Annotated in this window: 18 protein-coding genes; 5 read left to right on the forward strand and 13 right to left on the reverse strand. The window is 67.3% G+C overall.

The window, feature by feature from the left end:
• Window positions 1-73 precede the first annotated feature (73 nt).
• Window positions 74-958: a LysR family transcriptional regulator gene (locus tag AC6LKD_RS10040; protein WP_049797747.1), complete on the reverse strand. Its 885-nt coding sequence runs from the start codon at window positions 956-958 to the stop codon at window positions 74-76.
• Between the two features lie 161 nt (window positions 959-1,119).
• On the opposite strand from AC6LKD_RS10040, the gene AC6LKD_RS10045 reads away from it, so the two are divergent.
• Both AC6LKD_RS10045 and AC6LKD_RS10050 read left to right on the forward strand, forming a co-directional pair.
• A complete protein-coding gene (locus tag AC6LKD_RS10045; RefSeq protein ID WP_498116072.1) occupies window positions 1,120-2,352 on the forward strand; it encodes an amino acid ABC transporter substrate-binding protein in 1,233 nt (410 codons plus the stop codon).
• Window positions 2,353-2,415: 63 nt separating this feature from the next.
• On the forward strand, window positions 2,416-3,834 hold the full coding sequence (locus tag AC6LKD_RS10050; protein WP_498116073.1) for an amidase: 1,419 nt from the start codon (window positions 2,416-2,418) through the stop codon (window positions 3,832-3,834).
• A gap of 96 nt (window positions 3,835-3,930) precedes the next feature.
• Here AC6LKD_RS10050 and AC6LKD_RS10055 read toward each other — a convergent pair whose 3' ends face one another.
• A complete protein-coding gene (locus AC6LKD_RS10055) occupies window positions 3,931-4,839 on the reverse strand; it encodes a LysR family transcriptional regulator (RefSeq protein ID WP_498116074.1) in 909 nt (302 codons plus the stop codon).
• 147 nt (window positions 4,840-4,986) lie between these two features.
• Here AC6LKD_RS10055 and AC6LKD_RS10060 point away from each other — a divergent pair, with 147 nt between their 5' ends.
• Both AC6LKD_RS10060 and AC6LKD_RS10065 read left to right on the forward strand, forming a co-directional pair.
• Complete coding sequence (locus AC6LKD_RS10060; RefSeq protein ID WP_492277192.1) at window positions 4,987-5,760, forward strand: SDR family oxidoreductase; 774 nt, start codon at window positions 4,987-4,989, stop codon at window positions 5,758-5,760.
• Window positions 5,761-5,770: 10 nt separating this feature from the next.
• Window positions 5,771-6,040 (forward strand): hypothetical protein, encoded by a 270-nt coding sequence (locus AC6LKD_RS10065; protein ID WP_013391312.1) that lies wholly within the window; start codon window positions 5,771-5,773, stop codon window positions 6,038-6,040.
• A 56-nt stretch (window positions 6,041-6,096) separates the two neighbouring features.
• On the opposite strand, the gene AC6LKD_RS10070 is transcribed toward AC6LKD_RS10065, so the two are convergent.
• From AC6LKD_RS10070 to AC6LKD_RS10100, 7 genes are all read right to left on the reverse strand, one after another.
• Window positions 6,097-7,620, reverse strand: a complete 1,524-nt coding sequence (locus tag AC6LKD_RS10070) for an efflux transporter outer membrane subunit (protein WP_498116075.1) — start codon at window positions 7,618-7,620, stop codon at window positions 6,097-6,099.
• A complete protein-coding gene (locus tag AC6LKD_RS10075) occupies window positions 7,617-10,730 on the reverse strand; it encodes a multidrug efflux RND transporter permease subunit (protein ID WP_498116076.1) in 3,114 nt (1,037 codons plus the stop codon). Before AC6LKD_RS10075 ends, AC6LKD_RS10070 begins: the two co-directional genes overlap by 4 nt.
• Window positions 10,727-13,825 carry an MdtB/MuxB family multidrug efflux RND transporter permease subunit gene (locus tag AC6LKD_RS10080; protein ID WP_498116077.1) on the reverse strand — a complete coding sequence of 1,033 codons (3,099 nt, stop codon included), beginning with the start codon at window positions 13,823-13,825 and terminating at the stop codon, window positions 10,727-10,729. The genes AC6LKD_RS10075 and AC6LKD_RS10080 overlap by 4 nt, the downstream gene beginning before the upstream one ends.
• A 13-nt stretch (window positions 13,826-13,838) precedes the next feature.
• Window positions 13,839-15,110: an MdtA/MuxA family multidrug efflux RND transporter periplasmic adaptor subunit gene (locus AC6LKD_RS10085; RefSeq protein ID WP_013391308.1), complete on the reverse strand. Its 1,272-nt coding sequence runs from the start codon at window positions 15,108-15,110 to the stop codon at window positions 13,839-13,841.
• 243 nt (window positions 15,111-15,353) lie between these two features.
• Window positions 15,354-16,106, reverse strand: a complete 753-nt coding sequence (gene zapD / locus AC6LKD_RS10090) for a cell division protein ZapD (RefSeq protein WP_013391307.1) — start codon at window positions 16,104-16,106, stop codon at window positions 15,354-15,356.
• A 60-nt stretch (window positions 16,107-16,166) separates the two neighbouring features.
• Window positions 16,167-16,796 carry a dephospho-CoA kinase gene (gene coaE / locus AC6LKD_RS10095; RefSeq protein WP_498116078.1) on the reverse strand — a complete coding sequence of 210 codons (630 nt, stop codon included), beginning with the start codon at window positions 16,794-16,796 and terminating at the stop codon, window positions 16,167-16,169.
• A 31-nt stretch (window positions 16,797-16,827) separates the two neighbouring features.
• Window positions 16,828-17,676, reverse strand: a complete 849-nt coding sequence (locus AC6LKD_RS10100) for a prepilin peptidase (protein WP_498116079.1) — start codon at window positions 17,674-17,676, stop codon at window positions 16,828-16,830.
• Window positions 17,677-17,879: 203 nt separating this feature from the next.
• Here AC6LKD_RS10100 and AC6LKD_RS10105 point away from each other — a divergent pair, with 203 nt between their 5' ends.
• Complete coding sequence (locus AC6LKD_RS10105) at window positions 17,880-18,659, forward strand: copper resistance protein NlpE N-terminal domain-containing protein (RefSeq protein ID WP_498116080.1); 780 nt, start codon at window positions 17,880-17,882, stop codon at window positions 18,657-18,659.
• Window positions 18,660-18,752: 93 nt separating this feature from the next.
• On the opposite strand, the gene AC6LKD_RS10110 is transcribed toward AC6LKD_RS10105, so the two are convergent.
• From AC6LKD_RS10110 to AC6LKD_RS10125, 4 genes are all read right to left on the reverse strand, one after another.
• Window positions 18,753-19,181 carry a response regulator transcription factor gene (locus AC6LKD_RS10110; protein WP_013391303.1) on the reverse strand — a complete coding sequence of 143 codons (429 nt, stop codon included), beginning with the start codon at window positions 19,179-19,181 and terminating at the stop codon, window positions 18,753-18,755.
• Window positions 19,182-19,297: 116 nt separating this feature from the next.
• Window positions 19,298-20,152, reverse strand: a complete 855-nt coding sequence (gene panC, locus AC6LKD_RS10115; protein ID WP_013391302.1) for a pantoate--beta-alanine ligase — start codon at window positions 20,150-20,152, stop codon at window positions 19,298-19,300.
• A gap of 36 nt (window positions 20,153-20,188) precedes the next feature.
• The gene (locus AC6LKD_RS10120; RefSeq protein ID WP_013391301.1) at window positions 20,189-21,079 is read right to left on the reverse strand and encodes a segregation and condensation protein A; all 891 of its coding nucleotides are present in this window, start codon (window positions 21,077-21,079) and stop codon (window positions 20,189-20,191) included.
• Window positions 21,080-21,095: 16 nt separating this feature from the next.
• Window positions 21,096-21,284: a DUF3460 family protein gene (locus tag AC6LKD_RS10125; RefSeq protein WP_013391300.1), complete on the reverse strand. Its 189-nt coding sequence runs from the start codon at window positions 21,282-21,284 to the stop codon at window positions 21,096-21,098.
• Window positions 21,285-21,286: the final 2 nt, after the last annotated feature.

Genomic DNA, 21,286 nt, shown 5'->3' on the forward strand with positions numbered 1-21,286 from the left:
CGTTTCCGGGTTGGACGGCCGCTTTATTTGGAGGCGATTATGACCAGTTCAAACCATAACTGCAAGTTAAGGACTAACCCTTATTTTCGGCTGGAAAGGCCTCGGCAAGCACGCCGCGCAGCTCTTTGATGAACTCCAGCGCTATGGCAGAGGGCTCGCGGTTGCTGGCATAGACAGCCGAGATATTCAGCGGAATACGCTCGGCCAGCGGCACGATGACCACATCCGGCATGGTGTTCTGCATGACCGTGAATTCGTCGACGATGGCAATGCCGACCCCGGCATTCACCAAGGCACAGGCCAGTTGGCTCCAGGGCACGTCGGCGCACATGCGGCACGGCAGGCCCGCCTGCTCGAAGGCGCCCAGCACCAGCATGCCAAATGGCATACGGGTGCCCACCACGATGTGCGGATGGGGCGACAGGTCGGCCAGGCTTACCTCGGCGCGGCCCGCCAGCGGATGCGCCTTGGGGATGGCGGCCACCATGCGTCCCACATGCAGAGGCTGGGACGTGAGGAAGGGATGATCGGCTTGCATCACCACCAGCCCCAGCTCGGCCTCGCCCTGCAGCACATCGGTGATCAGCGTGGGCAGCGCCGTCGTATTCAGCCGCAGCAGCAATTCGGGATGGCGCTGCTGGAAGCGTGCCACGGCGCGCGGCACCAGGAACTGGGCCAGGCTGGGGATGGACGCCAGCCGGAGCACCCCCGTGCCATGCTCCGCCAGCGCATCGGCCAAGTCGTTGACGCGCTGCATCATGCGCTGCGTTTTCTCGATTTCCTCAAACAGGCTCTGCACTTGCGAGGTCGGCCGGAGCTTGCCGCGGACCCGCTCAAAGAGCGTCACCCCCATGGCCTTCTCGGTATGCGCCAGCATCCGGCTGACCGCCGGCTGCGAAATATTCAGCAGCCGGGCGGCGCCGCTGATGGATCCGGCCATGACGATGGCCCACAACATTTCGGTCTGTCGGTAATTCAATTTATTCAAGGCGTGCGCTCCATGCCTATTTGTTATACGCTATCTCGCGTGTTGAGCAAACATTGCCCAGCACCAGGCCTCTGTCCGATGGTCCGCCACGGAATGCGGGGCCGTATACCAAAAACGATAGGAGACCTCCCATGCACGCTAAACCCTGGCTGTCCCGCTTACCGGCGCTGGCTCTCGCCGTCGCCGCCCTGACCCCTGCCCTGGGCGCCGCCCAGACCTCGGACAAGATCCGCGTCGGCATGACGGTGTCGTCCACCGGCAGTTTCGCGCTGGCCTCGCAATCGGGCGTGCGCGGCGTCGAACTGTGGGTCGACGACGTCAACCGCCGCGGCGGCATCGAAGTCAAAGGCAAGAAGTACCCGGTCGAACTGGTCAAACTGGACGACCGCAGCGACAAGCAGATGGTGACGCGCGTTTACGAACGCCTGATTGTCGATGAAAAAGTGGATCTGGTGTTCGCGCCCTTCGGCTCCACGCTGACCGCCGCGGCCGCCACCGTCACCGAGCGCCTGGGCAACTACATGATGGTCTGGTCCGCCGCCAGCGACGATCTGTACAAGCAGGGTTTCAAGAACATGGTGTCGGGCACGCAAATGCCGGTGTCGGCCATGCTGCGCGCCAACATGGAACTGGCCGCCAACCAGGGCGTGAAGAAGGTCGCCATCCTGTATTCGGACGAACCGTTCCCGGCCGGCCTGGCCGAAGGCGGCAAGGAGCAGGCCGCCAAGAACGGCATGCAGGTCGTGCTGTTCGAGAAGTACCCCAAGGGCCAGAAGGACTTCAGCACCATCCTGCAGAAAGCCCGCGCGGCCGGCGCCGAGGCGCTGGTGCCGACCTCGTACGAGGGCGACCTGATCAGCATGACGCGCCAGATGAAGCAGCTGGACATCAACTTCCCGTACGTCTTCATGGTGTATGCGTCGACCCCGCAATTCCAGGCCATCGGCGCGGATTCCAACTACATCTACAGCCACACCAACTACCACCCCGCGATCAACTGGAAGGTCAACGCCGGCATGACGCGCGAGCAGTTCGCCGCCGCCTATGACCAGCGCTTCCCCAAGGCCGAGTTCCCGCCCGATTTCCAGACCGCGCTGGCCTATGGCGCGGGCGCGCTGACCGAGGAAATCGTCAAGCAGGCCGGCAACACCGACGCGGCCGCGCTGAAGAAGGCCTCGCTGGACCTGTCGGGCAAGCTCACCGTCATGGCCGGCCCCTACGCCATCGACGAAACGGGCAAGCAGCTCTTGATGCCCTTCCCCGTGGTGCAGTTGCTGCCGGGCAAGGGCATGGTGCCTGTGTGGCCTGCCGACGTCGCCACGCAGAAGCCGGTTTACCCCGCCCCCGACTGGAACAAGCGCTGAGCGCGCAAGCAGGAAGACGGCGCGCGGCTGCCGCGCGCCGGTCTGACATCACCCGAGGAAAACATGTCTGACATTGCATTTGCCACGCTCAGCGAACTTGCGCAGGGCCTGGCCGAAGGCCGCTACAGCTCGGTGGAGCTGGCGCGGCACTACCTGGACCGCATCGACCGCGCCAATCCGGCGCTGGGCGCCTACGTCAGCGTCGACCGCGAGGGCGCGCTGCGCCTGGCCGAAGCCGCCGACGCGCGCCGCCGCGCCGGCTATGGCCTGCTCGGTCCGCTGGACGGCCTGCCCGTGGCCGTCAAGGACCTGTGCGACATCCAGGGCCAGGTCACCACGGCCGGTTCGCAAGCCTGGCGCGAGCGCCGCAGCACAGTCACCGCCACGCCCGTGACCCGCCTGGTCGACGCCGGCATGGTGGTGCTGGGCAAGACGCATATGGTGGAATTCGCCTTCGGCGGCTGGGGCACCAACCCCGTCATGGGCACCCCGCGCAATCCCTGGGACCTGGTGCGCGCCCGCATTCCCGGCGGCTCCTCCAGCGGCTCGGGCGTGGCGGTGGCCGCGGGCCTCGCGCCCGCCGCGCTAGGCTCGGACACCGGCGGCTCGGTGCGGATTCCCGCCGCGCTCAACGGCATCACCGGACTGAAAACAACGCGCGGACTCATCAGCCTGTACGGCTCGGTGGCCCTGTCCCACACCCTGGATTCGATCGGCCCGCTGACCCGCGACACACGCGATTCGCTGCTGCTGACCGCGGCCATGTCCGGCCCCGATCCGCGCGATCCGGTGACGCGAGGCGTGCCCGCTTACCGCTACCGTGATCCGCGCGCGGGCGCAAAGCCGCTAGCCGGCACGCGCATCGCCGTCATGCCGCAGGCACAGTACCCCATCGCCATCGATGCGGCGGTACAGAACGCGCTGGACGATACGCGGCGCGCGCTGGCGGACCTGGGCGCGGAATGCGTGGAAGCGCCCTTCCCCTTCGATTTCCACGACATGATGCTGCGCAACGGCCTCATCATCGCGGCCGAAGCCTACGCCCAGCATCGCGACTACATCGAGGACGACAGCCTGCCTCTGGGCCGCTACGTGCGCGCCCGCATCCTGGGCGGCAAGCAGACCAGCGCCGCCGACTACGTGTTGGCGCTGCAAGCCCATGCCCGCGCCTGCGAGGCCTGGCAGGACTGGATGCGCGACTATGACGCGGTCCTGGCGCCCTGCCTGCCGTTTGCCGCCTGCCCGCTGGAAGACGTGGACGAGGCCGCCACGCCGCTGGCGGCATTCACCCGCCCCGGCAATTACGTCAACGCCTCGGGCCTGGCCCTGCCCGCCGGATTCTCGGCGGACGGCATGCCCATCGGCGTGCAGTTGCTGGGCAAGCCCAACGGCGAAGACGCGCTGGGCCGCATCGGCATGGCATTCCAGGCGGCGACGGACTGGCACCTGAGGCGTCCGGACCTGTCTGCGATCCAGTTGTAGACCGACGGTTGTAGACCGACGGCTGTAACCCCCGCGCCCGCAGTGCTGGCGCCAGCAAGGCCGGCCCGTCAGCGCGACGGCCGGCTTTTTTTTCGTTCAACCCAGGCCGCAAGCCGGCCGCAGCAGCGCCTCCAGCCAGTCCGCGAACACCTGCACCCGCCGCGATGGAGACCGCCGCTGCGGATAGAGCAGCGTCATCGGCATGGGCGCGGGGCGGTGGTCCGGCATGACTTCGACCAGCTCGCCCGCGGCGATCTGCGGCTGCACGTCATAGGCCGGAATCTGGATCAGGCCCAGGCCCGCGACGCAGCTGGCAATGTACGCTTCGGCGCTGTTGACCGTGACCCGGCCGCGTAGCGGCACGGTCCGGGACACGCCGCCATCCAGCCATTCCCAGGGCGCCAGCCGGCCAGTGGACGGCGAAGCGTAGTTCACGCAGGCATGCCCCGCCGCCAGGTCGTCCGGCGTCGACGGCACGCCATGGCGCGCCAGGTAGGCCGGGCTGGCGACATTGATCAGGCCCAGCATGCCTATCGGCCGCGCCACCAGGCCAGAGTCCGGCAGCACGCCGACCCGCAATACGCAATCCACCCCTTCTTCGATCAGATTGACTGCGCGATCGGTCACGCCCAGCGTGACGTCGATCTGCGGATAGGCTTCCAGGAAAGCCGGCAGCGCCGGCGCCACGATCAGGCGGCCCACGCGTCCGGGCACATCGACGCGCAGCATGCCGCCGGGACCCACCGACGCGTGACGGAAGAGGTTCTCGGCCTCTTCCATGTCGGCCACCAGGCGCAGGCAGCGTTCATAAAAGGCCGCGCCCTCCTGCGTGGGCGCCACTTGCCGCGTGGTGCGGTTCAACAGCCGCGCGCCCAGCCGTCCCTCCAGTTCCTGCACGGCGGCGGACACGGTGGAACGCGGCAGGCCCAGCGTATCCGCCGCGCGGGAGAAGTTCGCGCACTCGACGACGCGGGCGTAAACCCGGAACAGGTCTATGCGGTCCATGGGGTGGATGGCTCCTGCGAGGCCTGGCCTCACTGTTCGTAATTTCTGGATAGAGATACCAGAAATATCAGTTTTGTGCGGATTTCTTGGAATATATCATCGTCTGCACAAGGGCTCGCATCCGGCAGCCCGAGAGCGGAGAGGACCATGGCAGACCACGGAATCAAAGGCAAAACCGTCATCATCGCGGGCGGCGCGAAAAACCTGGGCGGCTTGATCGCGCGGGACCTGGCGCAACAAGGCGCGCGGGCAGTAGCGGTGCACTACAACAGCGCGGGCACCAAGGCCGACGCGGACGCGACGGTCGCCGCCGTCCAGGCCGCCGGCGCGCAGGCCGTCGCTTTGCAGGCCGACCTGAGCTCGGCCAGCGCAATGGAAAAGCTGTTCGCCGACGCAGTGGCCGCGGTAGGCCGGCCGGACATTGCGATCAATACCGTCGGCAAGGTGCTCAAGAAGCCCTTCACCGAAATCACGGAGGCGGAATACGACGAGATGACCGCGGTGAACTCGAAGTCCGCCTTCTTCTTCCTGAAGGAAGCCGGCCGCCACGTCAACGACAACGGCAAGATCTGCACGCTGGTGACCTCGCTGCTGGGCGCCTACACGCCCTTCTACGCGGCCTATGCCGGCACCAAGGCGCCGGTGGAGCACTACACCCGCGCCGCCTCCAAGGAATTCGGCGCGCGCGGCATTTCGGTGACGGCGGTAGGCCCCGGCCCGATGGACACGCCGTTCTTCTATCCGGCCGAGGGCGCCGACGCCGTGGCGTACCATAAGACCGCGGCCGCCTTGTCGCCGTTCTCGAAAACCGGGCTGACCGATATCGAGGACGTGGTGCCCTTCATCCGCTTCCTGGTGTCGGACGGCTGGTGGATCACCGGACAGACGGTCCTGATCAACGGCGGCTACACCACCAAATAGGAGCGGCGCCATGCACGTACTGTTGACCATCGTCGGAGGCCTGCTGCTGCTGGCCGTGTTCGCGCTGTTCGGCAAGCAATGGGGCGGCGACGCGGCCGGCTCGATTGCCGCCGCCAAATGGTTCCTACCCGCGTGGCTGCTGATGTCGGTCGTCAACATGTGGGTCGGCGTCACGCGCGCCGGCTACACGGTGCGCGAGGAGCTGCCCATCCTGCTGCTGGTGTTCGCGGTGCCGGCGGCGGCGGCCTGGCTGGTCGTCGCCTTCATGCCGCGCGGCTGAGATGCCGCTGGCGTTGACCACGCCAGTGTGCCCTCACGCATCCGCGCGGCGGGACATCAGGGCTGCGCGGGCGTTGCTGCCGCAGGCGCGGCCTGATTGTCCGCGCGCGCCTGCGCCCCGGCGGGAGGCAAGCCCTCCCAACCGCCGCCCAGCGCCACGATCAGATTGACGCTGGCCGCGAAGCGGTTGCCCAGCAAGCTCAGTGCATTGCGTTCGCTGTTGAGCGCGGTGGCGTCCACCACCGCCACGCTCAGGTAGTCGACCAGACCGGCCTTGTACTGGTTCTGGGTCAGGCGCAGCGATTCGCGCGCCGATTCCAGCGCGCGGCGCTGCACCACCTGTTCGTTTTCCATGACGCGCAGCTGGATCAGGTAATCCTCGACCTCGCGCAGTCCGGTCAGCGCCGTCTGACGGTAAGCGGCCGCCTGCGCATCGTAGGAGGCGCGGGCCTGTTCCACTTGCGCTTCGCGCGCGCCGCCGTCGAATATGGTCAGCGCCAGCGCCGGTCCCAGCGACCAGAAGCGCGCCGGCGCCGTCAGCAGTTCCGCGAACTGGCCGTTGCGGAAACCGCCGTCGGCCGACAGCGTCAGGCTGGGGAACCACGCGGCCTGCGCCACCCCGATCTGCGCATTGGCGGCGGCGGCGCGGCGTTCGGCCGCCGCGACATCGGGTCGGCGCTCCAGCAGTTCGGAGGGCAGGCCCACCGGGATCTGCGGCAGTTGCAGCGCGAACACCGTGGGCGGCAAGCTGAACTGCGACGGCGCCTGGCCCATCAGCACGGCAATGGCGTGTTCGAGCTGGCCGCGTTGCCAATCCAGGTCGATGGACTGGGCGCGCGTGCTTTCCACCTGCGTGCGCGCCACGGCCACGTCGGCCTGCCCGGCCACGCCCACGGCGTAGCGGTTCTGCGTCAGCTGCAAGGATTTTTCGTAGGCCGCCACGGTGGCGTCCAGCAGGCGCTTCTGCTCGTCCAACACGCGCAATTGCAGGTAGGCCTGCACCAGCGCGGCCTGCGCGCTCAGGCGCGTGGCGCCCAGGTCGGCCAAGCTGGCTGCGGCGCTGGCTTCCGAGGATTCCACGCTACGCCGCACGCGGCCCCACAGGTCCACTTCCCAGCTGACGCTGCCGGTCAGCGAATACTGGTTCGAGACATTGCTGCCGGACGAGGACGTCGAGCCGTTCTGCCCGCCGCCGCTGCCCGAGCGCGTCATGCCCGCGCCCGCGCCCACTGTCGGGAAGAAGCCGGCGCGCGCGCCACGCACCAGGCCCAGCGCCTGCCGGTAGTTGGCCTCGGCCTGGGCCACGGTCTGGTTCGAGGCATTCAGGCGTTCGACCAGGCCGTTTAGGGTCGCGTCGTCATAGACCTGCCACCATGCGCCGCGCTCGGCCTGGTCCAGCGGCCGGGCCGGCTTCCAGCCTTCGACTTCGCCCTGGCCTTCCTTGTAGGCCGTGCCCACGTCCAGCGCCGGACGCTGGTAATCGGGGCCGACCGCGCAAGCGCCCAGCAGCGCGCACAGCGCGGCCACGGCGATGCTGCGGGGAAGGAACAGGTCAGGGACAGGCTTGGCGATGCGCATCATGTAGGTTCTATGGAAGCGGAGGACCCGCCCTTGGGCCCGCGCCTGCGCGCGGCCCAGAGGCGGAAGCGGTCCAGGTAAAGATAGACCACGGGCGTGGTGTACAGCGTGAGGATCTGGCTCAGGACCAGGCCGCCGACTATGGTAATGCCCAGCGGCTGGCGCATCTCGACCCCGGCGCCGGTGGCCAGCACCAGCGGCAGCGCACCGAAGATGGCGGCCATGGTCGTCATCATGATGGGGCGAAAACGCGTCAGGCATGCCTGGAAGATGGCGTCGCGCGGACTCATGCCCTGAGTGCGTTCGGCGTCCAGCGCAAAGTCCACCATCATGATGGCGTTCTTCTTGACGATGCCGATCAGCAGGAACACCCCGATCAGCGCGATCAGCGTGAAGTCGTAGCGCACCAGCAGCAGCGCCAGCAGCGCGCCCAGTCCGGCCGACGGCAGGGTCGACAGAATGGTCAGCGGATGCACGAAGCTTTCGTACAGGATGCCCAGCACGATGTACATGGTGACCAGCGCGGCCAGGATCAGCCAGGGTTGCTGCGCCAGCGTCTGCTGCAGGGCCGCGGCCGTGCCCTGGAAGCCGGCCTGGATCTGGTCGGAAGGCAGGCCGATGCGCGCCACTGCAGCATCGATGGCGCTGGTGGCCTGGCCCAGCGACACGCCCGGCGCCAGGCTGAACGAGATGGTATCGGCCACGAACAGCCCCTGGTGCTGCACGCTGAGGGGCGCGTTGGCATTTTCCAGGCGGGTGAAAGCCGACAGCGGCACGCGCGCGCCGGCCGCGGTGATGACCTCGACCTGCCGCAGCGATTCGATGTCCTGCGCGAATTTCGGGTCCACGCCCAGCACCACGTGGTACTGGTTCAGCGGCCCGTACATCACCGACACCTGGCGCTGGCTAAAGGAGTTGTTCAGCACCGTGGAGATCGTGGACATGCTCACGCCCAGGCGGGTCGCGGCCTCGCGATCGATGACCAGGTTGATCTGGCGGCCCTTGTCCTCGACGTCGGTATCCACATCGGTGATCTCGGGAATCTGCGCCATCGCCTGCTGCACCTTGGGCATCCAGGTACGCAGCAATTGCAGGTCGCCCGCCATCAGCGTGTAGTCGTAGGAGCCCTGACTCTGGCGGCCGCCGATGCGGATGTCCTGTTGCGACACCAGGAACATGCGCGCGCCCGGCATGTTCTGCAGCTTGCCGCGCAGCCGGTTGATGACCACGTCCGCCGAGACCTGGCGCTCTTCCAGGGGCTTCAACTGGATCTGCATGAAGCTGCTGTTGCTGCCGCCCCGTCCGCCGGCATAGCCCGTCATGCTCTGCACCGCCGGATCCGCCAACACCACCTTGCGCAGCGCTTCCAGCTTGGGCAGCGTGGCCTGGAACGAGGTGCCCTGGTCCACCCGGAAAAATCCCAGCAGCTGGCCCGTGTCCTGCTGCGGGAAGAAGCCCTTGGGCACCACGGTGTACAGGTAAACGTTCAGGCCCACCGCGACCGCCAGGATCAGCATCATCAGGCGGCTGTGCGTCAGCGCCCAGCGCAGGCTGCGGCGGTAGCCGTCCAGCATGGATTCAAAGCCACGCTCGGACCAGCGCGCCAGCCGTCCGGGCGGCTTCTCTTCCGGCGCTTCCTGGCGCAACAGGCGCGCGCACATCATCGGCGTCAAGGTCAGCGACACCACCAGCGACACCAGGATGGCGGCCGACAGCGTCACCGCGAACTCGCGGAACAGCCGCCCGACCACGCCGCCCATCAGCAGGATGGGGATGAACACCGCCACCAGCGACAGGCTCATCGACAGCACCGTGAAGCCCACTTCGCGCGAACCGCGCAGCGCCGCGCGCATCGGCGACATGCCCCGCTCCACGTGGCGCATGATGTTCTCGAGCACCACGATGGCGTCGTCCACCACAAAGCCGGTGGCCACGATCAGCGCCATCAGCGAAATGGTGTTCAGCGTGAAGCCGCTGAGGTACATGATGCAGAAGGTGCCGATCAGCGACACCGGCACCGCCACGCTAGGGATGATGGCCGCGCGCCAGCGCCGCAGGAACAGCAGCACCACCAGCACCACCAGGCCCACGGCGATGATCAGCGTCAGCTCGGCTTCGTGCAGCGACGCGCGGATGCTGGGCGTGCGGTCCTGCGCCACCGTCATGTGGGCGTCCGCCGGCATCAGGGCCTGCAGGATGGGCAGCTGCGCGCGCACCGCGTCCACCGCTTCGATGATGTTGGCGTCGGCCTGGCGCCGCACGATCATCAGGATGGCCTTGCGGTCGTTGTAGAAGCCGGTCTGGTACAGGTCCTCGACCGAATCCTCGACCCGGGCCACGTCGGACACGCGCACCGGCGCGCCGTCCTTCCAGGCGACGATCAGCGGCCGGTATTGCTCGGCGCGGCTGAGCTGGTCGCTGGCCATGATCTGCCAGTGGTAACGGTCATTCTCCAGCACGCCCTTGGGACGGTTGGCGTTGGCATTGGCCAGCGTGGCGCGCAGCTGGTCCAGCGACACGCCGCGGTTGGCCAGCGCGCCCGGCAGCACGGTGACGCGCACCGCCGGCAGCGAACTGCCGCCCACCGTCACCTCGCCCACGCCGTCCACCTGCGACAGCTTCTGCGCCACGATGGTCGAGGCGATGTCGTAGAGCTGGCCCTGGCTGAGCGTGTCGGACGTCAGCGCCAGCGTCATGATGGGCGCGTCGGAAGGATTGGACTTGTGGTACGTGGGATTGCTGCGCAGGCTGGTCGGCAAGAGCGAGCGCGCCGCGTTGATGGCGGCCTGCACGTCGCGGGCCGCGCCGTTGATATCGCGCGAAAGATCGAATTGCAGCGTGATGCGGGTAGAACCCTGCGAGCTGCTGGAAGTCATCTCGGTGACGCCAGCGATGCTGCCCAGCGAACGTTCCAGCGGCGTGGCCACGCTGGACGCCATGGTTTCGGGACTGGCGCCCGGCAGGCTGGCTGAGACCGAAATGGTGGGGATGTCCACCTGCGGCAGCGGCGCCACGGGCAAGAGGAAGAACGACAGCATGCCTGCCAGCACAACCGCCAGGCTCAGCAGCGTGGTCGCTACCGGCCGGACGATGAAAGGTGCCGACAGGATCATGACGCATCCCCCGCCGGGGCCTGCTCCACGCCACGCCAGCGACGCGACATGCGGTCGAACATCAGGTAGATGACGGGCGTGGTGAACAGCGTCAGCACCTGCGACAGCAGCAGCCCGCCCACCATTACCAGGCCCAGCGGCTGGCGCAGTTCCGCGCCCGTGCCGGTCGACAGCATCAGCGGCAGCGCGCCGAACAGCGCGGCCAGCGTGGTCATCAAGATGGGCCGGAAGCGCAGCAGCGCCGCCTCATGGATGGCCGCGCGCGGGCTCAGGCCGCGCTTGCGCTCCGCGTCCAGCGCGAAGTCGATCATCATGATGGCGTTCTTCTTGACGATGCCGATCAGCAGGATGATGCCGATGATGCCTATCATGTCCAGTTCAGTGCCGCTGATCAGCAAGGCCAGCAGCGCCCCCACACCGGCCGAGGGTAAGGTCGACAGGATGGTGATGGGATGGATATAGCTTTCGTACAGCACCCCCAGCACGATGTACATCGTCACCACCGCGGCCAGGATCAGCCACAGGGTGCTGGACAGCGAATTCTGGAACGCCAGCGCCGCGCCCTGGAAGCGCGTCTCGACGCCGGTGGGCAGGCCGATCTCGGCCTCGGCCGCGATGATGTCCTCCACCGCGCCGGACAGCGAGGCGCCCGGCGCCAGGTTGAAGGACACCGTCACCATGGGGAACTGGTCCAGCCGGTTCACGGCCAGCACGGTCTTTCCCTCGCTGATATGCGCCACCGACGACAGCGGCACCTGCGCGCCGGTCGAAGTGGGTACGTGAATCTGCCCCAGCGAGGCTGGCGTCACCTGGAACTGCGGCTCGACCTCCAGCACCACGCGGTACTGGTTGGATTGGGTGAAGATGGTGGAAATCAGCCGCTGGCCGAAGGCGTTATACAAAGCCTCGTCGATCACCGCCGCCGTGATGCCCAGCCGCGACGCGGCGTCGCGGTCGATCTCGACCCAGGTCTGCAGGCCGTCGTCCTGCAGGTCGTCGGTCACGTCCTTCAGGCCGGGCACCTGGCGCAAACGGTTCACCAGCTTGGGCGTCCATTCGCTCAGGACTTTCAGGTCGGGATTGGACAAGGTCATCTGGTACTGCGTGCGGCTCACGCGGTCTTCGATGGTCAGGTCCTGCACCGGCTGCATGTAGACCGTCAGGCCGTCCTGCTTGGCCAGGGCCTGCTCCAGCCGCGCCATCACCGTGCGCAGGTCGCCGTTGCGCTCGGATTGCGGCTTGAGCGCGATCTGCATGCGGCCGGCGCTCAAGGTGGCGTTGCTGCCGTCCACCCCGATGAAGGACGACACCGCCTGCACGTCGGGGTCCTCCAGCACCAGGCGCGCGGCCGTGCGCTGGCGCTCGGACATGGCCGGGAAGGAGATCGATTGCGGCGCCTGGGTGATGGCCTGGATCAGGCCGGTGTCCTGCTGCGGGAAGAAACCCTTGGGAATCACCAGGTAAAGCAGCACGGTCAGCGCGAAAGTCGCCAACGCCACGATCAGCGTCAGCGGCTGGTGGCGCAGCACCACCTGCAGCCAGCGGTCGTAGCCGGCGATGACGCGGTCGATGAAGGCGCCCGTGACCTGATGGAAACGGCCGTGCTTCTGCTCGGACTCGGCGCGCAGGAGGCGCGCGCACATCATGGGCGTCAGGGTCAGCGACACCACCAGCGATATCAGGATGGACACCGCCAGCGTAATGGCGAACTCGCGGAACAGCCGCCCCACCACTTCGGTCATGAAGAGCAGCGGGATCAGCACCGCGATCAGCGAAAAGGTCAGCGAGATCAGCGTGAAGCCGATCTGCGAAGCGCCCTTGAGCGCGGCCTGCAGCGGCGTTTCGCCCTCCTCGATGTGGCGGGCGATGTTCTCGATCATGACGATGGCGTCGTCCACCACGAAGCCGGTGGCGATCGTCAGCGCCATCAGGGTCAGGTTGTTGATGGAGAAGCCGGCCAGATACATGATGCCGAAGGTACCCACCAGCGACAGCGGCACCACCACGCTGGGAATCAGCGTGGCCGTCAGGCTGCGCAGGAACACGAAGGTCACCATGACCACCAGGGCCACGGCCAGCATCATCTCGAACTGCACGTCGGCCACCGAATCGCGGATGGTCTGGGTGCGGTCGGACACCACGCTCACGTCCAGGGTCGCGGGCAAGGCGGCGCGCAACTGCGGCAGCAGCGCCTGGATGCGGTTGACCACGTCGATCACGTTGGCGCCCGGCTGGCGCTGGATGTTGAGCAGGATGGCGGGCTTGTCGCCGGCCCAGGCCGCCTGGCGCGTGTCCTCGGCGCCTTCGACCGCGCGCGCCACGTCGGACAGGCGCAGCGGCGCGTTGTTCTTGTAGGCGATGATCAGGTCGTTGTAGTCGGTGGGCGTCTTGAGCTGATCGTTGGCGTTGATGGTGGTGGAGCGCTGCGGCCCGTCCAGGTTGCCCTTGGGCTGGTTGACGTTGGCGCCGACGATGGCCGTGCGCAGGTCCGACATCGACAAGCCGTTGGCCGCCAGCGCCTGCGGATTGACCTGCACCCGCACCGCCGGGCGCTGCCCGCCCGCCACGCTGACCAGACCCACGCCGGGAATCTGCGACAGCTTCTGCGCCACCCGCGTATCGACCAGATCGCGCACCTGCGGCAAGGGCATGGTGGGCGAGGTAATCGCCAACGTCAGCACCGCCGCGTCCGCCGGGTTCACCTTGTTGTAGGTCGGCGGCACCGGCAGGTCGCTGGGCAGCAGGTTGGAGGCCGCGTTGATCGCTGCCTGCACCTGCTGCTCGGCCACGTCCAGCGGCAGGGTCAGGTTGAACTGCAACGTGATGACCGAGGCGCCGCCCGAACTGGTGGACGACATCTGGTTCAGGCCCGGCATCTGCCCGAACTGCCGCTCCAAGGGCGAGGTGACCAGCGAGGTCATCACGTCGGGGCTGGCGCCGGGATACAGCGTCACCACCTGGATCGTCGGATAGTCCACTTCCGGCAGCGCCGAAACGGGCAGCAGCCGGTAGGCGATGAAACCGGCGATCAGGATGGCAACCATCGACAGCGTGGTGGCCACCGGACGCAGGATGAACAGGCGCGACGGGCTCACGATGTTTCCCGGCTTATTTCGACGGCGGCGTGGTGCCGGCCGGGGCGCCCGCGCCCAGGTTCTTGTCGCGGGCGGCCGGGATCACGTCCGAGCCGCCAGCCACTTCCACCTTGGCGCCCGCCCGCAGGCGGTCGGTACCTTCGACCACCACCCGGTCGCCGGGCTGCAGGCCTTCGTTGACGGCCACCATGCCATTGTTGACCGCGCCCAGCTTCAGCTGGCGCACCTGCACGGTGTTGTCCGGCTGCACCAGGAACACGAAGGCGCCGGCCGAACCTTGCTGGATGGCGGCGGTGGGAATCGCGGTCACGTCCTTGCGCGTGAGCACGTGCAGGCGCACGTTGACGAACTGGTTGGGGAAGAGCGCGTCGTCGGCGTTTTCGAAGCGCGCCTTCAGCTTCAAGGTACCGGTGGTCACGTCGATCTGGTTGTCCATGGTTTCCAGCTGGCCGGTGGCGATGCGCCGGGTGTCGGCGCGGTCGTAGGCGTCCACGGCCAGCGTCTTGCCGGCCGCGATCTCGGCGCGCACCTCGGGCAGTTGTGTCTCGGGCAGCGTGAAGACCACGGAAATCGGCTGGGTCTGGGTGATCACCACCAGGCCATTGGTGTCAGAGCTGGACACCAGATTGCCGCGGTCCACCTGGCGCAGGCCCAGGCGGCCGCTGATCGGCGCCGTGATCCGCGCGTAGTCCAGTTGCAGGCGGGCGTTGTCCACATTGGCCTGGTCGCTCTTGACCGTGCCTTCGTACTGGCGCACCAGTGCGGCCTGCGTATCGACCTGCTGCTTGGCGATCGAGTCCTGCTTGTACAGGGCCTGATAGCGCTGCAGGTCGCGCCGCGCGTTCTCCAGCTGCGCCAGATTCTGCATCTGCGTGCCGCGCGCCTGGTCCAGCGCCACCTGGAACGCCCGCGGGTCCACCTGCGCCAGCAGGTCGCCGGCCTTCACGCGCTGACCTTCCTGGAACGCCACTTCCACCAGTTCGCCGCTGACGCGGCTGCGCACGGTAACGGTGTTGTAGGCGGTGACCGTCCCCAGCGACTTCAGGTAGATGTCGATGTCCTGCTTGGTGGCCGTGGCAATGCGCACCGGCACCGCCGGCGTCATCATGGCGCCCGCCGGCGGCCTGCCGCCACGCGCTCCCGGTCCGCCTGCCCCGCCCGGCTTGGCCGCGGGCCGCAACACCAGCCAGGCGACGCCCGCCGCAACTAGCAATACCAACGCCAGCCCAAGCAGGCGGCGGCGGGTCCAACGGGTGGGCGGAGATACGGGACGGCTATCAGGCATGGAACAGTTCCGGCACGGGCGGAGAAAGCCGTATTGTGTACCAGACCGTCCCGGTTTCCAGCGCCGCGATCCTTAGTTGAAACTGGGAGCAACAGGAATCTGGGCGGAACGGAGGCGGAGCCGCCTTACCCCTGGCGCTTGGCGGACCCAGTTCCGCGCTGGCGCTGCCTGACGGGTTAGGGGCAGGGTTGCGCGCGTTGAGCGACGATGTGCTTGCGCGGGGATGCTCGCGCTACACCCTTCCTACGAACTGCAAAGGGTCATCTGGAAGGGCACGTCGCGGGCGACCTGCTGCGGCTTGAATTCCCCGTCCTGGGTCGAAAAACGTATCCAGATCATGTACTTATTGGCGCTGATCTCGGGGAATACGCCCTGGGACGGGTCCAACCAGACCCGCAGCAGCTGGAACTGCTTGCCGCCCAGCATCTGCTGGTAAGCGCCCTGCTCGCCCACGACGTCGGACTTGCGGCCGGATTCGCGCAGCAGGCGCAGGGCCAGGGTCAGGCCGTCATACAAGGGGATGAAGGGAGCCACCCAGGCCTGCAGGTCGGCGCAGCGGGCGGCCTCGGATTTGTTCTGCCAGGCGAAGTACGACGGCATGTCGACCTGCGTGGCGCTACCCGGCACGGACAAGCGTCCGCGCAGGCTGGTCAGCCATTCGTTTTCGCGCAGGGACTGGCCGGTCTTGCCGGGCGCGGCCAGCGCCGTGGTCACCTTTTCCATTTCGCGCAGCATGGCTTCGAGCGCGTCCTGCGCCACGCCGGGGTGATCGCGCAGCCCGACCAGCGCCATGCGCTGGCGCTCCAGGTCTTGCAGGACCGCGCCCTTCACGTCGGTGCGTTCGCAGGCGTCGAGCAGGTCGAACAGGGAGGTGACGGCAACCTGATGCAGGCGCGAGTCCCCCTCGCGGGCAAAGAAGAACAACCTGTCGAACAGGTATTCCAGCCGCAGATAAGCGCGGATGCGCTCGTTGAAGGGGTATTCGTAAACAATCACGCTTCTTTACAGGCCCATCTGTGTCTGGCCGGCTGGCCAATGTTATTCAGGGGTGCCAGCCTAGCCTGGGGCTTGCCGGCCCGTCGTGCTCGCCAGCGCAAGCCAGCGGTCATGCAGGGTCTTCGCCTGCGCGCGCAATTGATCCGGCGTCGTGCCGCCGTCATTGACGATGACGTCGTCGGCGACTTCCAGACGGCTTGCCCGCGCAGCCTGTGCCGCCATGATACGCCGGATGGCTGGCTCCGTCAGCCCGCTGCGCTGCCGCACCCGCGCCACCTGCGTGTCGGGGTCGCAGTCGACCACGCAGATGCGGTCCAGGCGCGCCCGCCAGCGCGGCAACGACTCCACCAGCAGCGGCACCACGAAGACCAGATAGACGCCGCGCGCGGCATCGGCCTGGCGCTCGGTCTCGTGGCCGATGACGGGATGCAGCACGGCCTCCAGCCGCAAGCGCACCTGCGGATCCGAGAACGCCTGGTCGCGCATCCAGGCGCGGTCCAGCGCGCCGTCCGGCGTCAGCGCGCGCGGGCCGAACTCGCGTTCGATCGCGGGCATGGCTGCGCCGCCCGCGGCGGTAAGCGTACGCGCGATCTCGTCGGTATCGACCAGCGTGGCGCCCCATTCCGCGAGCATGTCCGCGACCCGGGACTTGCCCGACCCGATGCCGCCCGTCAGACCTATTTTCAACATACCGCCCATCCCATGCAGGGCACGAACCGCCCTATTGCAAAAACTGCCCCAACCCAAGTTCGCCGCCCACCAGCAGCGTCACCACGCCCGCCAGCGCAAGATAGGGGCCGAACGGCAGAGGCTGTCCGCGGCCGGCGCGGCCGCTCAAGGTCAACGCGCCGCCGATCAGCACACCCAGCAGCGACGCGCTCAGCAGCAGCGTCGGCAAGGCCTCCACGCCGAACCATGCGCCCAGGGCCGCAAGCAGCTTGAAGTCGCCGTAGCCCATACCCTCTCGGCCCGTCAGCAGGCGGAATACATGAAAGATAACCCACAGAAAGACATAGCCCGCCACCGCCCCGACTACGGCCATCTGCAGGCTCGCAAAGGCGTCGAACAGATTGACCAGCAACCCGGCCCAGAGCAACGGTTGGGTCAGCGCGTCGGGCAGCAGCGTCGATTCAAAATCGATCCAGGCCAGCGCCACCAGCGCGGCCGACAAGCCCATCGCGGACAGGGCGAGCGGCGTAGCGCCGAAACGCCAGGCGCACGCGGCGAACAACGCACAGGTCAGCAATTCGATGGCCGGATAGCGCCAGCCTATGGCCGCGCAGCAGGCGCCGCAGCGGCCCCGCAGCAGCAGCCAGCCCAGCAGCGGGAGCCGCCGCCAACCAGCCACCGGGGTATCGCAAGCGCGGCAGTGCGAGGCCGGCGACCACAGGCCATAACGGCTCGCGGCAGGCGGCTTGCCCGCAGCCTCCTGACAGTGCGCCTGCCATTCCTGTTCCATCATGCGCGGCAGCCGGTGCGTCAGCACCGTCAGCCAGTTGCCGACGAACAGGCCGGCCAATGCCGCCAGGCCGATGAAGACGCCCAGAGGCAGATCGAAGACATGCCGCATCGCCGTCATCCGCCCGCGCGACGCACAGCCGCAGCGGCGCCGCACCAGAAGCGGGCGTCAGTGCGCGTGGCAGGCCGGCAGCGGCCGTGTCGTAAATAGTGCATAAAGTGTTGACGATGCCCAAGAGCGGCTAAGGGGAACGTATCGAATCTTCGCATAAGTGCGTAAAATCGGAGACAGACTCAACATACGGATAAGCTGCCATGACCGCGCGCGTAGAAATCGGTACCCGCTCCCGCAAACTCAGCGTCATGGGGCTGCTGCTCGCAGGCACCGCATTGGGCGCGGCCGGCTGCGCCCAACAGAAGACCGAAGGCTATTACGACCCCCCGGCTGAAAGCACCGTGACCGACGCGCAGTACCAGGGGTCGGGCGCGGGTTACCGCAGCGTCATCCGCGCGCCGTCGCAAGTGCAGATCGCGCTCAAGCCGGACGCCCCCCGCAAGAACCAGAATCAGGCCGCCCAGGCTGCCGCCGGCGGCCAGACCACCGAAGACGGCCAGGCTGTTCCGGCCGACACCGAGCACACCACCACGGCATCGGCCGCGAGCGCGCCCGTCGCAGCCAGCCCCGCCGCGCCCAACGCGGCCGTGCAAAGCCTGGTGCCGCAACCGCAAACCTATATGGGCACCTTGCCGTGCTTCTCGCCCGCCATGCAGTGCACGGCGCAACGCGTGACGCTGACGCTGGCGCCCAACGGCCGCTGGCGCGGTCGCGTGGCCTATCTGGAAAATGACCCCAAGAAAGGCCCGCCAGTCACCGAGCAAGGCTGCTGGGACGCCACCGAAGAGCGCCCGCCGCGCGTCATCCTGATGGACGGCAAGGGCAACGGCCGCGCGGAATTCGTGGTTGCAGCCAACAACGTGCTGCGCGTGCGTTCCATCGATGGCCAGACGCCCAACCTGAACTACAACCTGACCCGCCAGCCGGATCTGGATCCGATCGACGAATTGGCCAAGGCCGCAGCGCCCAAGTGCCCTTGAAACCCGGCGGCGGGCGTTGAACGCGCCGCCGTGCAAGCATCCCAAACCCCGGGCCCGACGAATATTGCGTTCGTCGGGCCCGGTGCTTTTGGGCTAGTCCGTATCGCGCCCCGGATCCGCGCCGGGATAGCTAAAGGATGAGGATGAGGATGACGCGGAGCTTGCCAGACATCGGCCGTATTCCGGCCCCGGCGCCTCATGCAGCACATAGCTTGGACTGGCGCTGCCCGCCAAAGGCATGGGAATCAGCGCATGTTCGCGGTCCGTGTCCGCCGCGCCCGGCACGGGCGACGCGCCGGAGCGTCCGTGCTCGCACAGCCGGCAGGCCAATTGCATGGCGTTGCGGACTTGCAGCTTGGTGAAAATGCGGGAGCGGTGGGCTTCCACCGTACGCAGCGAAATGCCCAGGTCTATGGCGATGACCTTGTTGGGACGGCCGGCGGCCACGTAGGTGACGATCTGCCGTTCACGGGGAGTGAGCGAGGAAAGGACGGCTTCCAGGTCGGGACGGGGAGCTTGCATGGGGCGGCTCGCTTGCAATGTAGGATTGCGTCGAGTCTGATCCGCCGCCCGCCACGACGTAAGCTGGCAGTTCTTTCAGGGGTGGACACGAACGCCACCCCCAAAACCTTGCCGTCTCAGGCCGTATAGGCCAGTTCCAGATTGTCGATCAGGCGGGTCGCGCCCAGCTTGGCGGCCGCCAGGGCCACCAGCGGTTCGCCGGCCTGCAGGTCGGCGGCTTCGGGGCGCTTGAGGTCGCGCTGGCGGCGCAAGGCCACGTAGTCCACCTGCCAGCCGCGCCGCGTCAGGGTCTCGGTGGCTTCACGCTCCAGGGCGGCGGCATCGCGTTCGCCCTGGGCCAGGCGCTGGCCGGCCCGCTGCAACGCGGCGTACAGCGCGGGCGCTTCGGCGCGGTCGGCTTCGCTCAGATAGCGGTTGCGCGAGGACAGCGCCAGGCCGTCCTCGGCACGCACGGTCTCGTGCGCCAGCACATCCACCGGCAGCTGGAACTGGCGACACATGTTGCGCACCACCATCAGTTGCTGATAGTCCTTCTTGCCGAACACCGCCACGCGCGGCTGCACGCAGGAAAACAGCTTCAGCACCACGGTGCTGACGCCTTCGAAGAAGCCGGGGCGGAACTCCCCTTCCAGGATGTCGCCCAGGTCGTCGGGCGGCTGCACGCGGAAGCTCTGCGGCTCGGGATACATCTCGCGCTCATTCGGCGCGAACAGCACATAGACGTCGCGCTCGCGCTCGAGCTTCTCGATGTCGGCGGCGAGCGTGCGGGGATATTGGTCGAAATCCTCGTTGGGGCCGAATTGCAGGCGGTTCACGAAGATGCTGGCCACCACCGGGTCGCCATGCTGGCGCGCCAGCTTCATCAGGGACAGGTGGCCTTCGTGCAGGTTGCCCATGGTGGGCACGAACGACACGCGGTTCTGGCCGCGCAGGTGATCACGCAGTTCCTGGATGGTATGTACGACTTTCAAGGGGTCTCTCCGGGGTTGGGGGCAGCCCGGTCAGGATCAGGCCGCGACCGCCGCCACGCTGGTGTAGGCCAGGCGCACGTAGATGGGAGCATAGGGCTCGGCCTGCGTAATTTCCAGCAGGGATTCGCGGGCCAGTTCCAGCATGGCGATGAAATGCACGACCACCACCGCCGCCGGCGCGCCTTCGCGCACGCGCTCCATGAACAGATCGCCGAATTCCATGAAGCGCACGTCGTTCAGGCGCCGCAGGATGTGCGTCATGTGATCGCGCACGGACAGCTGTTCGCGCGTGATGTGGTGATGCTGGTTCAGCTTGGCCCGCTTCATGATGTCGGCCCAGGCCGCGCGCAGATCGTCCACGCTGACCTCGGGCAACATGCGTTCCACGCTCAGGTCGGCCACCGCCTGGCTGCTGACGAAGTCGCGGCCCAGCTGCGGCATCGCGTCCAGCTTCTTGGCGGCGAGCTTCATCTGCTCGTATTCGAGCAGGCGGCGCACCAGTTCGGCGCGCGGATCTTCCGCCTCTTCGCCGGTGTCGCTCTTCTTGACCGGCAGCAGCATGCGCGACTTGATCTCGATGAGCATCGCCGCCATCAGCAGGTACTCGGCGGCCAGCTCCAGGTTGTGGATGCGGATCTGGTCCACATACGACAGGTACTGCCGCGTAACATCCGCCATGGGGATGTCCAGCACATTGAAGTTCTGCTTGCGGATCAGGTAGAGCAGCAGGTCCAGCGGCCCTTCAAACGCTTCCAGGAACACTTCCAGCGCATCCGGCGGGATGTACAGGTCCGTGGGCATCTGGAACAGCGGCTCGCCATACAGGCGCGCGAACGCCACGCTGTCGATGGTGTCAGGGGTGCTGTCGACGGGCGGTTCCACTAGCGCGGCCAGGGCGTCGCCCGGGACGGAAGCGTGTTGGGCCATGATTGCCGCAATGGGCTCAGTCGGCCTGGTAGACGTACGGCCTTTGCGGCACGCGGGCCGCGCGGAAGCCTTCCAGCAGTTCCGAATCCTGCGGTTTGTCCCAAAGACGGGCGCGGCCCTCGCGCTGGCGCTCTTCGGTGCCAGGGTGCGATTGCTTGAAGTCTTTCAGGAAAAGGGTGATCTCGGATTCGTAGTTGGTCGCCATGG

The organism is Achromobacter sp. D7-1 (assembly GCF_059760445.1).

Excerpts from the sequence above, each read along its gene's own strand:
- AC6LKD_RS10110 (WP_013391303.1), bottom strand. The coding sequence starts at position 19,181 with ATGCAAGCTCCCCGTCCCGACCTGGAAGCCGTCCTTTCCTCGCTCACT.
- AC6LKD_RS10040 (WP_049797747.1), bottom strand. The coding sequence starts at position 958 with ATGTTGTGGGCCATCGTCATGGCCGGATCCATCAGCGGCGCCGCCCGG.
- AC6LKD_RS10125 (WP_013391300.1), bottom strand. The coding sequence starts at position 21,284 with ATGGCGACCAACTACGAATCCGAGATCACCCTTTTCCTGAAAGACTTC.
- AC6LKD_RS10085 (WP_013391308.1), bottom strand. The coding sequence starts at position 15,110 with ATGCCTGATAGCCGTCCCGTATCTCCGCCCACCCGTTGGACCCGCCGC.
- AC6LKD_RS10100 (WP_498116079.1), bottom strand. The coding sequence starts at position 17,676 with ATGCGGCATGTCTTCGATCTGCCTCTGGGCGTCTTCATCGGCCTGGCG.
- AC6LKD_RS10075 (WP_498116076.1), bottom strand. The coding sequence starts at position 10,730 with ATGATCCTGTCGGCACCTTTCATCGTCCGGCCGGTAGCGACCACGCTG.
- AC6LKD_RS10070 (WP_498116075.1), bottom strand. The coding sequence starts at position 7,620 with ATGATGCGCATCGCCAAGCCTGTCCCTGACCTGTTCCTTCCCCGCAGC.
- AC6LKD_RS10045 (WP_498116072.1), top strand. The coding sequence starts at position 1,120 with ATGCACGCTAAACCCTGGCTGTCCCGCTTACCGGCGCTGGCTCTCGCC.
- AC6LKD_RS10055 (WP_498116074.1), bottom strand. The coding sequence starts at position 4,839 with ATGGACCGCATAGACCTGTTCCGGGTTTACGCCCGCGTCGTCGAGTGC.
- AC6LKD_RS10060 (WP_492277192.1), top strand. The coding sequence starts at position 4,987 with ATGGCAGACCACGGAATCAAAGGCAAAACCGTCATCATCGCGGGCGGC.
- AC6LKD_RS10050 (WP_498116073.1), top strand. The coding sequence starts at position 2,416 with ATGTCTGACATTGCATTTGCCACGCTCAGCGAACTTGCGCAGGGCCTG.
- AC6LKD_RS10120 (WP_013391301.1), bottom strand. The coding sequence starts at position 21,079 with ATGGCCCAACACGCTTCCGTCCCGGGCGACGCCCTGGCCGCGCTAGTG.
- coaE (WP_498116078.1), bottom strand. The coding sequence starts at position 16,796 with ATGTTGAAAATAGGTCTGACGGGCGGCATCGGGTCGGGCAAGTCCCGG.
- AC6LKD_RS10065 (WP_013391312.1), top strand. The coding sequence starts at position 5,771 with ATGCACGTACTGTTGACCATCGTCGGAGGCCTGCTGCTGCTGGCCGTG.
- AC6LKD_RS10105 (WP_498116080.1), top strand. The coding sequence starts at position 17,880 with ATGACCGCGCGCGTAGAAATCGGTACCCGCTCCCGCAAACTCAGCGTC.